Raw genomic sequence first — 13,702 nt, 5'->3', positions numbered from 1 at the left:
GATTCTTGATCGTTAGACAGCTCATTTTATGTATTTTCACTCATTTCCACCTGCGATTTGGTGCGCTAACGATCTTGTTTCATTTTCTTGAGCGTTAGAATTTCTAACGATCTTGTTTTCCACTCTTGATTGTTAGACAGCTCATTTTGTGTATTTTTACTCACTTCCACCTGCGATTTGGTCCGCTAACGCTCTTGTTTCATTTTCTTGAGCGTTAGAATTTCTAACGATCTTGTTTTTCATTCTTGATCGTTAGACAGCTCATTTTGTGTATTTATACTCTTTTCCACTTGCGATTTGGTGCGCTAACGATCTTGTTTCGTTTTCTTGAACGTTAGAATTTCTAACGATCTTGTTTTCGTTTCTTGATCGTTAGCCAGCTCATTTTGTGTATTTTTACTCTTTTCCACCTGCTATTTGGTGCGCTAACGATCTTGTTTCGTTTTCTTGAACGTTAGAATTTCTAACGATCTTGTTTTCGTTTCTTGATCGTTAGCCACTCCTACTCCAACCCATACTCCCACTCACTTCCGCCCTACACAAGAAAAGACCAGCTCACCCGAGCTGGTCTTCTTTTTATAATATTTCTTTAGCTTTAAGTACCGCTTCTTGCGTAATTTCATGACTGTTAACCCATGCTTCTGTCACTGTTGCGTTACGTTCTTTAAATATTTCTATCACGCGCTCGCTTTGTGCGTTTGTAACGATTGGATCTCTTGCACCCATTGATAAAAAGACATTAAAATGAGATAAATCTTTATGATTATTTTCTAAATCTAATGGATAAAGTGGTGCAAAGAGTAATGCTTTTTGAAATGGTGTTTGTTCTCTTAATATGAGATTAATCGCCATATTAGAACCATTAGAGAATCCTACTGGAATAACATCTTCTAATTTAAACCCATATTCTTTAGATGATTCTTCTATAAATTGATACAGTTCTTGACCTCTATACTCTAAATCTTCTAAGTCATATTGCCCTTCTCCGAGTCTTTTGAAATATCTAGCCATACCATTTTCAGATACTTCACCTTTAACACTCAAAATACTATAAGTCGGATCAAGCATTTCTGCTAATGGTAATAAATCTCTCTCATCTCCACCTGTTCCGTGAAGTAATAGAAATACTGGTTTACCTTGTGCACCTTGTTTAAATATATGTTTCATATTTACTATCTCCCATCATATTATGGTCTTTCGATTGTGAATGTGTGTCCAATTTCAGCATAATCATTCCCGGCTAGTCTGCTTACCGCTTTGAGTTCTTCTTTATTAATATAGCCATCATCATAAATACGCTCGTCAAAATGATAATACTTCACCTCTAGCAGTAATAAATCTGAAATAGGTTGTCCGTCTTTTTCAATTACAATATCATCATATAGAACCGCTTCAAATCGAACTTTACTTTGCTTCAAGCCTTTCACAGATACTTCAACTGAATCTACTGTTTCAAAATTCGTACGTTCGAGTTCACTCTCTTCATGACTTAACATAGCTGCAGTTTGATTGGCATCACGCACATTATCTGTATCTACAATATGCACGACCGCTTCTTTATTCTGAATGATATTTCGTGCAGTATCTTTCATTTCACCATTCACTCTTTGTACTGCGATAGAAAGAATCGGTGGGTCTGAAGATACAACATTGAAAAAGCTAAACGGTGCTATATTCAGTACGTTATCATCTGATTCTGTTGTGACTAATGCAATTGGTCTAGGAATAATAGATCCTATTAACAATTTATAGTTTTCTTTCTGCGATAAGACTTCTGGTCGTATCTCCTTCATCTTAACCACACCTTTTCTTATTAATGTTCTCTACTTGTATCAAAAGCTTTAATTTCAGATTCAATGTAGTCGCGTTTTGCTTCTAAAAATGGTGGTAATGCAAGACTTTCACCTAATGTTTCATAAGGTTCATCTCCCATAAATCCTGGTCCATCAGTAGATACTTCTATAAGAATATGACCAATTCTTGCGTATAGCGCTTCAAAATAATATCTATCAACATTACCTGAGTTACCAATGCGAAGTTCGTTATATTTTTCTTCCCATGCTTTAATCGCTTCATGGTCTTTTAATCTGAATGATACGTGATGTACTTCACCGTAACCTTGTCTTGCTTCAGGACCTTGGTCGTCTTTTCTCAAAATAACTTGACCACCGTTACCGCCTTCTCCAACTTCTAACAATGTCACGTTTTCTTCTTCAATAATTGGTTTCATACCGTAAACTTGTTTCAATACAGATTTGAAGTCTTCATAATAGCTCACTGTAATTTCAATTGGTCCTAATCCATAAATTGCTTTATCTTCAGGTACTGGACCATTTTTCCAAGGAATACCTGGTTTAACACCTTCATTTAATTCATCTGAAATTAATTGATATCTTTGACCGTCTTCTTCTTCAAAAGGTAATACCTTTTTACCGAATAAATCTTGGATACCGTCATGTTTAACGCCAAATTCTTCAAAGCGATTTAAATAATATTCAAGCGCTGCATCGTTTGGCACTCTGAATGCTGCACGACTAATTGAATTTGTACCACGACTACCTTTCGGATTATTTGGAAAATCAAAGAATGTCATGTCTGTACCTGGAGACCCTTGATCATCTGCGAAAAATGTATGGTACGTATATATATCATCTTGGTTTACTGTTTTCTTAACTAAACGCATACCTAGTACTTGTGTGAAAAATTCATAGTTTCTTACTGCATCATTTGTCATTGCAGTTACGTGATGGATACCGATAAGTTCTGGATTACTCATTATAGTTTCCTTCTTTCTTTATTTTTATTTCGAATTCGAAATAATAAGTTGTAAAAAAATTTGCGCTATCCACTACTCAGTAGAATTTGCGCTTATTTTTTTAAGTGCTCTACGAAAAATCGCAAGCTCTTCGTCATCTAATATAGAAAATGCTTTTTCAATTGTTTCGGCATGTTGTGGAAAAATACGTTCCATCAATTCATGTCCACTTTCAGTCAGAACAGCATACGTAATACGTTTATCTTGTTCATCTTGTCGACGTGTTACATAACCTTTCTTAACAAGTTGATCGATGACGTAAGTTGTACTACTGCTTGCAATTAAGATGCGTTGTTTTACTTTTTGAATAGGTTGATCACCTTTATGATACAAAAGTTCCATTACAGCAAATTCAGTAATATTTAAACCGTAGTTCTTCATATCTTGTTTAACAATACGATCTAACGTATCATTTGTACGTTTTATACCTACTAGCGCTTTTAATGATTCTTTCGTTCTATCCATCTTCATCACCTATTCAAACATTATTTCGATTTCGAGATAATTGTAACGCCCTTTCAAATAAATGTCAACAGTTTTGAGTATAAAAAATATACTAACTTTGTTTTTATTATATTTTCAATATTCTAACAAATTTAATTTAGTTGATTTTTAATAATGTTTAACCTATAATTCTTATTGAAAAACTAAGATATTTATTAATTTTATATTGGGGTAATGGGATGAAAGCATTTGATTTAATCGGGAATACGCCACTTGTCTTATTGGAACATTACAGTACAGACAACGTGAAAATATTTGCGAAATTAGAAAGTTATAACTTAGGTGGCAGCATTAAAGATCGACTTGGCAAGCATCTGATAGAACATGCACTAGCTGAAGGTAATATTCGTTCTGGAGATACGATAGTTGAAGCCACTGCCGGTAACACAGGTATAGGACTTGCTATCGTAGCGAACCATTACAATATGAACTGCGTTATCTTTGCACCTGAAGGATTCTCGGAAGAAAAAATGAACATCATGAAAGCTTTAGGGGCTGAAGTAAGAAGAACACCACGTTCAGAAGGTATGTTAGGTGCGCGTCAACAAGCACAGTCTTACGCTGAACAATACGGCGCTTATTACATCAATCAATTTGAAAATGAACAGAATCCACAAGCATATGTTCACACTTTAGCGACAGAAATTCTTGAACAATGTCCAGACATCACACATTTGATTGCTGGCGCTGGTTCTGGCGGAACTTTTACAGGAATAGCTTCAGTCATGAAAGAACATCAAGTACGTAATATCATTGTAGAACCTGAAGGAAGCATTCTTGCTGGTGGCGAAGCGCATGCTCACGATACTGAAGGTATTGGCGTTGAAAAGTGGCCACCATTTCTAAAGCGAGATTTAATCGATGATATTAAAGTCATTTCGGATCAAGATGCATTTACAAATGTATCAGGTCTTGCATTAAATGAAGGTATTCTTGCTGGTAGTTCATCAGGCGCAGCATTACAAGCAGCAATAGACGTTTCAAAACAAATTGAACAAGGACATATTGTCGTCATTTTCCCTGATGGCAGTGATAGATATATGTCTAAAAATATATTTAATTATGGAGGAAAAGATTATGAATAAAAAAACATTACTCATCCATGGCGGTAAAACAACAGATGCATATACAGGTGCGGTAACAACACCAATTTATCAAACAAGTACTTATGAACAAGACGGAATCGGAAATTTAAGACAAGGTTATGAATACTCTAGAACAGCTAACCCTACTCGTACAGCATTAGAAACATTAATCGCGGATTTAGAACACGGTACACATGGTTATGCGTTCGGTTCAGGTATGGCAGCAATCTCAGCAGTCATCATGTTATTAGACAAAGGTGACCATATTTTAATTAATTCAGATGTATACGGTGGTACTTACCGTGCATTAACAAAAGTATTCTCTCGCTTCGGTATTGAATTTGATTTTATCAATACAACTGATGTAAGCAATATCGAATCTTCTATTAAAGATACAACTAAAATGTTATTTATCGAAACACCATCAAATCCGTTACTTCAAGTAACAGATATTAAAGCAGCAAGTGACATCGCTAAAAAACATGACATGTTAACTGTTGTAGATAATACATTTATGACACCTTATTACCAAAATCCATTAGACCTAGGTGCTGATATTGTTCTTCACTCAGCTACTAAATACTTAGGCGGACATAGTGATGTTGTTTCAGGCTTAGTTGTAACAGCTAACGAAAGCCTTGGAGAAAGAATTGGTTTCATCCAAAATTCAACTGGTGGTATTTTAGGACCTCAAGATAGTTATTTATTAACACGTGGTATCAAAACATTAGGGTTAAGAGTAGAACAAATTAATAGAAACGTTAAAGAAGTCGTAGCATTATTAAACAAACATGAAAATGTTGTTAAAACAATTCATCCATTAAACGAAGACCATGTGAATCGCGACATTCACTTCGAACAAGCTTCAGGTTACCCAGGTATCATTTCATTTGAAGTTGCTGATGTAGAAAAAGCAAAAGAAGTCATTAAACATACAAAATTATTCACATTAGCAGAAAGTTTAGGCGCGGTAGAAAGCTTAATTTCAGTACCAAGTCTTATGACACATGCATCAATACCAGCAGAAATTCGTCATAAAGAAGGTATCGCAGACGGCATGATCCGTCTATCTATCGGTATAGAAGATACAGAAGACTTAGTAGAAGACTTAAACCAAGCATTAAACCAAATATAATAAAAAGAAAAGCTGAGATAGCGGAAATTGACCGCTGCCTCAGCTTTTTTTCATATTTGAGGTATGGTGGATGGGTGTATTAAGTGTGGGATGGCGGTTTGTGTGGAGCGTGAGGAACGTATGTTGCTTGTTTAGTCAGTCTTGCAACATACGAGCGAGCTATGTTGCTTGTTTGGGTCGTCTTGCAACATACGGGCGAGCTATGTTGCTTGTTTGGGTCGTCTTGCAACATACGGCGGCTCTATGTTGCTTGTTTGGCGAGTCTTGCAACATTCACGGCTCCAATGTTGCTAGTCACGTCCCACTTGCAATATTCACGGCTCCAATGTTGCTAGTCACGCCCCACTTGCAATATTCACGGCTCCAACATTGCTAGTCACGTCCCACTTGCAATGTTCGAGGTTCTTATTTCCTACGATTAGTCAATCTTGATAAATACAACGCCCTTCACTCTATTATTCCTCAATATAAAAAATGGCCGGGACATTATTCAATGTTCCGCGCCATTTTCACTTCTTTATGATTTTGTACCGAATAGACTTATTCCTAATATGACAAATACTGCGCCACTTATTTTATTGATATTTTTTTCTGCTACGATATTATCTCTTAATTTTGCTGTTAAACTACTTGAAAAGATCGCAATGATAAATGATGTGATTGCACCCATTACTGCGAAAATACTGCCCAATATTAAAAATGGTATTGGACCGTACTGATTATCCACTGAAATAAACTGTGGAATAAAGGAAATAAAGAATAGTGCTACCTTTGGATTGGTAACGTTCGTGATCACGCCTTGTACAAATAGTTTTCTACGAGATTGATACACAGTCTTCTTTATTGAAATTGACGATTGTTTACTTATAAACATTTGTATACCTAAATAAATTAAATATACTGCTCCGACAATTTTAATAATTGTGAATAAGACCACGGAAGTTTGTAAAATAACAGACAACCCTAATCCTGACAGTACAGTATGAACAACTGCACCAACCGATACACCTAATGCTGAATATATACCTGCATCTCTACCTTGTGAAATACTTCTATTTAGAATAAACATCATATCAATACCAGGTGTGATACAGATGATAAGCACTGTGATTAAAAACAGTTGAAAAGATACGATATCAAACATCATTTACCCCCTTTAAATTAATCGTTAAGATATACTAACATATAATCTAAAGTTGTAAAATGAAAATTTTAATTTATCTCGACCTTTTCAATGTCTAAGTTTATATTTAACTTTTCAAGTATGGATTCAAAACCTTCTATAGTATAGTCCTCATTTTCAGTTACTAATGTCTTAATCGTCCCATGACCGTTGGAAGTGTATGATTCTGCTTGTTCAATAACAGTTTGAGCAGGATCAATAAACATGATATGTGGATATAACTCTTTAAAATAACTATACAGCCACGGTAAATGTGTAGAAGATAATGTAAATATATCGATTTCTTCATATTGGTCTATAATATCATCCATAAAATTCTTCACAGTCATTAAAGTACGATATTTATCGGATATAAATGAACCGTCTTCAACTAATTCAACTAATGAAGAAGCATTAAATTGATATACGTGACTTGAAGAAACTTCATTGTTTATAAATTCATTTAATGCATCACTTTCAATTAGGGATTGAACACCTAAAATACCTATTTGTTTACTAGAAGATTTCTCTAATGCTTCTTTCACCGGTGGATAAACACCTACGATTTCAGTATCAAAGTTATCTTTCATGTTATCCAAAATAGTAATCGTTGGTACATTAGATGCCACGATAATCAAACGAGGATTCCACTTTTCTAAATAATGAATGGTTTGTGTGATTACAGTTTCTAATTCATGGATAGATTTTTGACCATAAGGAAACTGATTGCGATCTGCCAGATATATTATGTCTTGATTTGGGTATGTCTTTTTTAACAATTCTACAATTGAATAGCTGCCAATTCCCGCATCAAAAACAGCAATAGGTTGAAATAACGTGTCTTGATTATTTGTCATATATGCCACCCTAACTTATATTTCTAAAAATACTTTCGGTGTTTGTGCTATTTTCTCATCTACCACGTTATAAAATCCACCTTTTTGATATCCCGTACAATGCACTTTGTCTTCTGTAGCAATTTCGAATTCAAGTTCCCACTTCATTCTACTCACTTTAACTAACCAACATCTACCAACTGGTTTATCATGAATCGTCAATGGTACTTTGTAGTCTGCCTCAGTTCTCATCAATATTGGTGATATATTAAATTTCATCATTTCTGAGTAAGTCATATATTGGTTAATAAAAGCAGTTCTTAAATCTTCAAACCATCTTACATACACAATATTACTCACAATGCCCATAGCATCAATATCATAAACATTAACTTCGATTTCTTTTTCAGCGACTAATTTTCTCTCTTGCATTAAAAAGACTCCTTCGTACATCATTTTTTATTATTTCAAAATAACTTTATACATATTATCACTTAAAGTCATTCATTAAATCAACCTTAAGCAATACTAGAATCTTTAAATACTTTTTGGTATTGAACATACCCTGATAAATAGTGTTCAATATCATCTATTCTTACTCTATAGCCATGATGTTTAATAAAGAATGAGTTCACAATACGTGCTGGATTTTTAAAGTACATTGCAATTTCAGGATAAAAGTAGCCTGTTCTTTCATAATCAGCTCTTATATGTATTGTCTTAATGAATTTTTCTTCATCTAAATAAGTTTCAACAAGATCAGCATAGCCAGTCTTCTTAGCTTTTTCGACTAAGTGATAAGTCGCCATTAACATTTCTAAAAATGTTGGGAATGTCGTTTCCCTTTGTTGCATATAATCTAAATAACTCGATACGTTCTGAATGCCAAATTTATAATATTTCTCTTGTGGGTCAATTTGTACTAATTCATTTGTACAATATCCTAACCAGTGATCATGGTATTTCCAATATTTTTTCTCTATAAACATTTCAAATAACATTTTGACAGTATTCAACCATTCTTCATTATGATCAATTTGATAAAGTCTTAATAACGCTAAAGCAGCTTCACCATCATAATATACAATTCTGAATTGTTCTTTTATCGTTAAATCAGGATAATTTAATACGTGAATCGTTTGTTGTTGATCATCAATCATCGACAATATCCCTTTAGCAACTTTCTGAGCAGCTTCTAAATATCGAACATTATCAGGTACATGTTTTAAATACTCACAAATCGCAAAAATAAATGCAGCGTTTTGACCTAATTTTATTTCATTCATACCTTCTGTATCATCAAATATATATCCTGCGCCATCAACTTCATATAAATAATGTTTAATTAAATAATCAATCGCCTTTTCTACAATTGTGACATCTTCATTTAAATAACTCAGACCTTCTATTAATGCATATGTCGAAGATGAATGACGTAAGTTGTTATAGAAGCCTATTTCATTATCAAAATGCGGAAAATAACCGTAAATATACTTTCCGTTATCTTGAATTTGATCTTTCAAAAAGTGAGTACTTGTTTTAATTAATCGATCAATTTCTTCATTAAGATTATCAATTTTTCTTAGACCTTTACGATATCCCTTTTCTTCTAATTCAATAAGTTGATTTTCTTCAAAGAAATAACTTTTTGTGTAGAACTTATAAATAGATTCATTTTCATAATTGCGATGTGCGAAGTACTTTCTTATTTTTTTATATTTATTTATATAGTTATTAATATTTTTCTCAGACATGATAAATTCTTTAGTACCTTTTTTAGGTCTAATAAATGCATTGGCATTAATTTCTTCTGGTAAGAACGCTAAGTCCCAGTTCTCATCTAAAGCAAAACCATATTCAACATAATTTCTACGTGTATTGATTAAATCATGCTTCAATTGTTCATACTTTATTTCTTCTATTGAAGTAACGAAATCTATTTTAACCCATTCAGCTTTTTTACCAGTATTTTTTCGAAATGCTTCTATATATTTTTTAATATTTCGGTCAGCATTATGTGATTTAAACATTTTTACTAAAGCCTTTTGAGAAGGATGACCAACACTAAGAAATATCCTTTCTACATTTGAATGATTATTTAATAAATCTTTGAGTTGATTAGTTATAACCATGTATAACATTCCTTTCTTTATTAATTTATATAACACAAAAATTCACTCTAATTATACATATTATACCATTTTTTGAAAAATTATAGAGGCCAGGACATATAAATGTCCCGGCCAAAATCTAGCATTATTTTATTCTAGTTGTTTTTACTTACTATCTTTGTTGTCTCTTTTACGACGACCAAGTAATAATAATGAACCTGCACCTGCAAATAATCCACCGAATAAAGCACCATTAATTGAAGTCATTTCACCAGTATCTGGTAAATATTTATGATGATTATCTTTATTGTCGTTATTATTCATATTTGTTGCTTTAGTATCTTTGTTTCCATCATTATTGCTTGAATCAGTTGATCCCATTCCCATATCTGAGTCTGAATCAGCGTCCGCATCTGAATCTGCGTCTGCATCTGAGTCTGCGTCCGCATCTGAATCTGCGTCTGCATCTGAGTCTGCGTCTGCATCTGAGTCTGCGTCTGCGTCTGAGTCAGAGTCTGCATCTGAGTCTGAATCGCTGTCTGAATCTGAGTCGCTATCTGAGTCTGAGTCGCTATCTGAGTCTGAATCGCTATCTGAGTCTGAATCGCTGTCTGAGTCTGAATCGCTATCTGAGTCTGAATCAGCATCCGCATCAGTATCTTCTTTATAGAATCCTGAATCTATAGACATATCATCTTCATCGTTAATTGTAACTTCAACTTTTAGTCCATCTGAATCTTTTTCATCGTTACCACCTTGATCTTTAACTGTTGGAGTGTATCCTTGTGGTGTTTCAAATTCTACTGTATATTTACCATTTTCTAATTCTCTAAAAATATATTTACCTGTTTCATCTGTTGTTGTTCTAGCAATTTCTTGTCCATCTTTATCTTTTAAAATTACTGTTACATTCCCAATTCCTTTTTCGCCTTCATCTTGTACGCCGTCTTTATTTGTATCTTCCCATACATAATCACCTAAGTTATACTTAGGTTTTTCTTTGTAGAATCCTGAGTCAATAGTCATATTATCAGCATCTTGAATTCTTACATTTACATTAAGACCATCTGAATCTTTAGCATCATCACCATTATTTTCAATAGTTGGTTTATAGCCAGCTGGAGTCTCAAATTCTACTTTGTAATCACCATTCTTAAGTCCTCTAAAAATGTATTTACCTGATTCATCAGTGATTGCTCTACCGATTTCTTGTCCATCTTTATCTTTTAAAATTACTGTTACATTTCCGATTCCTTTTTCGCCTTCATCTTGCACGCCATCTTTATTTGTATCTTCCCATACATAATCACCTAAGTTATATTTAGGTATATTTTCTCCATCACCGTTACCTGAGCCAAATCTAAGAATGTTACGATTATCCCAATAGAATGAGCTAGGGTTACCATAATAATCACGATTTGTTTCTGTAACTCGTGTCAATACATCATTTTCACTTTCATCATAATGACCATCTACTAAAATTACATAAGCTTTATTAATATCACCAAATTTTATATCTGTTGAATTATCATTATTATCAGTAATATAACCATTAAAATTCGCAGTAACATCTTTAAAGTTTCCATCATTTGGATCTACAAAATAACTTTCATTTAATAGATTTGGATTAATTACTTCATAAATTTTATATCTTGTATTATCTGAATTCACTAATGTGCTACTAACAGTTGGATCATCATAATAACCTTTAACATTAACATTTGAACCATAAAGTTGTTTAGCTAATGGGTTAACATATATTACTTGTTTATAAGTTCTTTCACCTGATTTATTATCTATTTTATTAATATTGGATGATATATTGGCGCCATTTGCTCCAGGAACTCCAGCAAATGGAGAACTGTAATCAAGATTGATAGTTGAATTGAATCGCTTACCTGCTATATTAAAACTTACTGGATAATTTCCACTTCTTGGTGATTCTTTTCTATCTGTAAATATCGGAATCTCAAAGTTACCTTTTACTTTTTCTTTCTCATTTACAAAATTAGTGAAGATGTATTTACCTTGTTTTGTTTTTGTATTATAAGTACCAGTAGCTATAATGTCTCCATTTTCATTTTTTAATTTAGCAAGATTCATTTGGTACCCTACTTTACTGTAATCAATGTCCCCGTCTAGAGATAAATTATTAGGAACATCGAATGTAAAGTAATCGCCTTCTTTAATAGAATCAGTTATTCTAAATGATACATTCATATTAGTAAATCCAGATTGATTTGGGTCAAATTTTCTTTTATCTAAATTAAAATTGTTGATAACTACTTTATCATTAACATTCTGACCACTAGCTTCTGTATTTGTATCAACCATAGGCACAGCTCTGAACCCTGTATAGTTTCTAGAAGTCGTAGCTGGCACCTTATTTTTATCGATTTTCTTAGATTGATATCTAATAGCTTCTAAAGAAATCTTCTTTTTCACATCTTCTAAAGAATCTTCCTTAAAATTAATTTTTGCATTATCAATAATTAATTTACGATCGTCATCTGATAAATTTTTAATTTTGTCATCTAATTCATTAACTAAATCTTCTTCAGAAAAATTTGTAGGTTGATCAATTACTTTTGCTTGTGTACTAGAAGTTCCATCTATTGAGACTTCTTCGTTTCTAGAATTTTCAATTTCTAATTCTGTAGGTGTTTTTTCTTCTGTAATTGGTTGTTCTTTAGTTTGATTTACTGAAGTTATATTTTCCTCTATAGATACTGGTTCTGATGCTTTTTTCTCTGTGCTCGATTCTTCAGAAGTAAACTTTTCTGATGCTTTGTCTTCTTGATTTGTTTTTTCAGTTGGTAATATTACTTCTCTATTTTCTTCTGTCGATTTTTCTTCTATAACTGGTTCTTCTGATGATACTTCATCTGTTACATTATCTTCTAGTGTATTTTCTTCTGTGCTCTCTTTTTCTAGTGATGCTTTTTCTGTTACTTTTTCCTCTGTGCTTAATTCTTCTGTTAATGTTGATGAATTATCCCCATTTATGTCATTAGATTTTTCATCATTTTGAGAACTTTTTGATTGTGCTTTTACTAAATCTTCGTTAGATACCTCATCTGCTTTCGCTTCATCACCTAAACCGAATAATAGTGTTGCACCAACCAAAATTGAAGCAGTACCAACAGTGAATTTTCTAATTGAATATTTATTTAATTTATTAGAAATAAAATCTATTTTACCACTTCTTGATTTTGGTTTCTTTTTCATTATTCATTCCTCCTAAAATATCAATTTTTCTTATTGATAAGTCATTTTATTTATATGAGCACTTATCAAAAAATATTATATTTCGGGCTATTCAAATATTCAACACTTTAATTATAAAGATAATATATATTAAAATTATGTTTATTTTACATTTAATTACATTCATTAAATTGAATTTAAATCAAAAAATAAAGCGGTTATATCATTTGACATAACCACTTTACGAATGTTTAATATAAATTTATTTATCTTCTTTTCTACGACGACCGAATAAGAATAATGAACCCAATCCTGCTAATAAACCACCAATTAAAGTTGTATTAACTTCTGATTCTTCACCTGTATCAGGTAATTGTTTGTTATGGCTTGCTTTATGATCTTGATTATTTTCATTCGATTGATTAGCATCACCATTACCACCATTATTGTTTGAATCATTTGATGACATACCTGCCTCTGAATCGCTGTCAGAATCTGAGTCGCTATCTACATCTGCGTCACTATCCGCGTCTGAATCACTATCTGCATCTGCATCACTATCAGAGTCTGCGTCGCTATCCGCATCTGCGTCACTGTCTGCATCGGCGTCGCTATCTGCGTCTGAATCACTATCAGAATCTGAATCACTGTCCGCGTCTGCATCGCTATCTGCGTCTGCATCACTATCAGAGTCTGAATCACTGTCCGCGTCTGCGTCGCTGTCTGCATCGGCGTCACTATCCGCATCCGCGTCACTATCTGCATCTGCATCACTGTCTGCGTCACTATCTGCGTCCGAATCACTATCTGCGTCCGAATCACTGTCTGCATCGGCGTCACTATCCGC

The 13,702-nt window shown here is 33.3% G+C and carries 12 protein-coding genes; 2 read left to right on the top strand and 10 right to left on the bottom strand.

The window, feature by feature from the left end:
- Window positions 1-576: 576 nt before the first annotated feature.
- From mhqD to LQ673_RS14490, 4 genes are all read right to left on the bottom strand, one after another.
- Window positions 577-1,167 (bottom strand): methylhydroquinone degradation carboxylesterase MhqD, encoded by a 591-nt coding sequence (mhqD, locus tag LQ673_RS14505; protein WP_126477827.1) that lies wholly within the window; start codon window positions 1,165-1,167, stop codon window positions 577-579.
- A 20-nt stretch (window positions 1,168-1,187) separates the two neighbouring features.
- A complete protein-coding gene (locus LQ673_RS14500) occupies window positions 1,188-1,793 on the bottom strand; it encodes a flavin reductase family protein (protein WP_159315927.1) in 606 nt (201 codons plus the stop codon).
- A gap of 20 nt (window positions 1,794-1,813) precedes the next feature.
- Window positions 1,814-2,776, bottom strand: coding sequence for a ring-cleaving dioxygenase MhqE (gene mhqE / locus LQ673_RS14495; protein WP_037559987.1), 963 nt, complete (start codon window positions 2,774-2,776; stop codon window positions 1,814-1,816).
- Window positions 2,777-2,848: 72 nt separating this feature from the next.
- Window positions 2,849-3,280, bottom strand: coding sequence for a MarR family winged helix-turn-helix transcriptional regulator (locus tag LQ673_RS14490; protein WP_058611422.1), 432 nt, complete (start codon window positions 3,278-3,280; stop codon window positions 2,849-2,851).
- Between the two features lie 218 nt (window positions 3,281-3,498).
- On the opposite strand from LQ673_RS14490, the gene LQ673_RS14485 reads away from it, so the two are divergent.
- Complete coding sequence (locus LQ673_RS14485; protein ID WP_191836258.1) at window positions 3,499-4,404, top strand: PLP-dependent cysteine synthase family protein; 906 nt, start codon at window positions 3,499-3,501, stop codon at window positions 4,402-4,404.
- The gene (locus tag LQ673_RS14480) at window positions 4,397-5,539 is read left to right on the top strand and encodes an aminotransferase class I/II-fold pyridoxal phosphate-dependent enzyme (protein ID WP_191836257.1); all 1,143 of its coding nucleotides are present in this window, start codon (window positions 4,397-4,399) and stop codon (window positions 5,537-5,539) included. The genes LQ673_RS14485 and LQ673_RS14480 overlap by 8 nt, the downstream gene beginning before the upstream one ends.
- A 517-nt stretch (window positions 5,540-6,056) precedes the next feature.
- Here the strand turns inward: LQ673_RS14480 and LQ673_RS14475 are convergent.
- The 6 genes from LQ673_RS14475 to LQ673_RS14445 all read right to left on the bottom strand — a co-directional run.
- Window positions 6,057-6,683: a LysE family translocator gene (locus LQ673_RS14475; RefSeq protein WP_191836256.1), complete on the bottom strand. Its 627-nt coding sequence runs from the start codon at window positions 6,681-6,683 to the stop codon at window positions 6,057-6,059.
- Between the two features lie 68 nt (window positions 6,684-6,751).
- A complete protein-coding gene (locus tag LQ673_RS14470; RefSeq protein ID WP_191836255.1) occupies window positions 6,752-7,558 on the bottom strand; it encodes a glutamate racemase in 807 nt (268 codons plus the stop codon).
- Window positions 7,559-7,573: 15 nt separating this feature from the next.
- Window positions 7,574-7,969 carry an acyl-CoA thioesterase gene (locus tag LQ673_RS14465; protein ID WP_101494428.1) on the bottom strand — a complete coding sequence of 132 codons (396 nt, stop codon included), beginning with the start codon at window positions 7,967-7,969 and terminating at the stop codon, window positions 7,574-7,576.
- An 86-nt stretch (window positions 7,970-8,055) separates the two neighbouring features.
- A complete protein-coding gene (locus LQ673_RS14460) occupies window positions 8,056-9,669 on the bottom strand; it encodes a poly(glycerol-phosphate) alpha-glucosyltransferase (protein WP_191836254.1) in 1,614 nt (537 codons plus the stop codon).
- A gap of 144 nt (window positions 9,670-9,813) precedes the next feature.
- Window positions 9,814-12,876 carry an SdrD B-like domain-containing protein gene (locus LQ673_RS14450; RefSeq protein ID WP_275584093.1) on the bottom strand — a complete coding sequence of 1,021 codons (3,063 nt, stop codon included), beginning with the start codon at window positions 12,874-12,876 and terminating at the stop codon, window positions 9,814-9,816.
- A 241-nt stretch (window positions 12,877-13,117) separates the two neighbouring features.
- Window positions 13,118-13,702, bottom strand: a 585-nt coding sequence (locus LQ673_RS14445; RefSeq protein ID WP_239745097.1) for an LPXTG cell wall anchor domain-containing protein, incomplete at its 5' end; no start/stop codon positions are given.

The sequence above is a fragment of the Mammaliicoccus sp. O-M54 genome (assembly GCF_022386035.1).
In the GTDB taxonomy this organism is placed as follows: domain Bacteria; phylum Bacillota; class Bacilli; order Staphylococcales; family Staphylococcaceae; genus Mammaliicoccus; species Mammaliicoccus sciuri_A.
This window is presented reverse-complemented; position numbering and strand designations above follow the sequence as displayed.

What these genes read in the sequence shown, in the direction of transcription:
- LQ673_RS14460 (WP_191836254.1), bottom strand. Translation starts at nt 9,669, where the DNA reads ATGGTTATAACTAATCAACTCAAAGATTTATTAAATAATCATTCAAAT.
- LQ673_RS14450 (WP_275584093.1), bottom strand. Translation starts at nt 12,876, where the DNA reads ATGAAAAAGAAACCAAAATCAAGAAGTGGTAAAATAGATTTTATTTCT.
- LQ673_RS14490 (WP_058611422.1), bottom strand. Translation starts at nt 3,280, where the DNA reads ATGGATAGAACGAAAGAATCATTAAAAGCGCTAGTAGGTATAAAACGT.
- mhqD (WP_126477827.1), bottom strand. Translation starts at nt 1,167, where the DNA reads ATGAAACATATATTTAAACAAGGTGCACAAGGTAAACCAGTATTTCTA.
- mhqE (WP_037559987.1), bottom strand. Translation starts at nt 2,776, where the DNA reads ATGAGTAATCCAGAACTTATCGGTATCCATCACGTAACTGCAATGACA.
- LQ673_RS14485 (WP_191836258.1), top strand. Translation starts at nt 3,499, where the DNA reads ATGAAAGCATTTGATTTAATCGGGAATACGCCACTTGTCTTATTGGAA.
- LQ673_RS14475 (WP_191836256.1), bottom strand. Translation starts at nt 6,683, where the DNA reads ATGTTTGATATCGTATCTTTTCAACTGTTTTTAATCACAGTGCTTATC.
- LQ673_RS14470 (WP_191836255.1), bottom strand. Translation starts at nt 7,558, where the DNA reads ATGACAAATAATCAAGACACGTTATTTCAACCTATTGCTGTTTTTGAT.
- LQ673_RS14500 (WP_159315927.1), bottom strand. Translation starts at nt 1,793, where the DNA reads ATGAAGGAGATACGACCAGAAGTCTTATCGCAGAAAGAAAACTATAAA.
- LQ673_RS14465 (WP_101494428.1), bottom strand. Translation starts at nt 7,969, where the DNA reads ATGCAAGAGAGAAAATTAGTCGCTGAAAAAGAAATCGAAGTTAATGTT.
- LQ673_RS14480 (WP_191836257.1), top strand. Translation starts at nt 4,397, where the DNA reads ATGAATAAAAAAACATTACTCATCCATGGCGGTAAAACAACAGATGCA.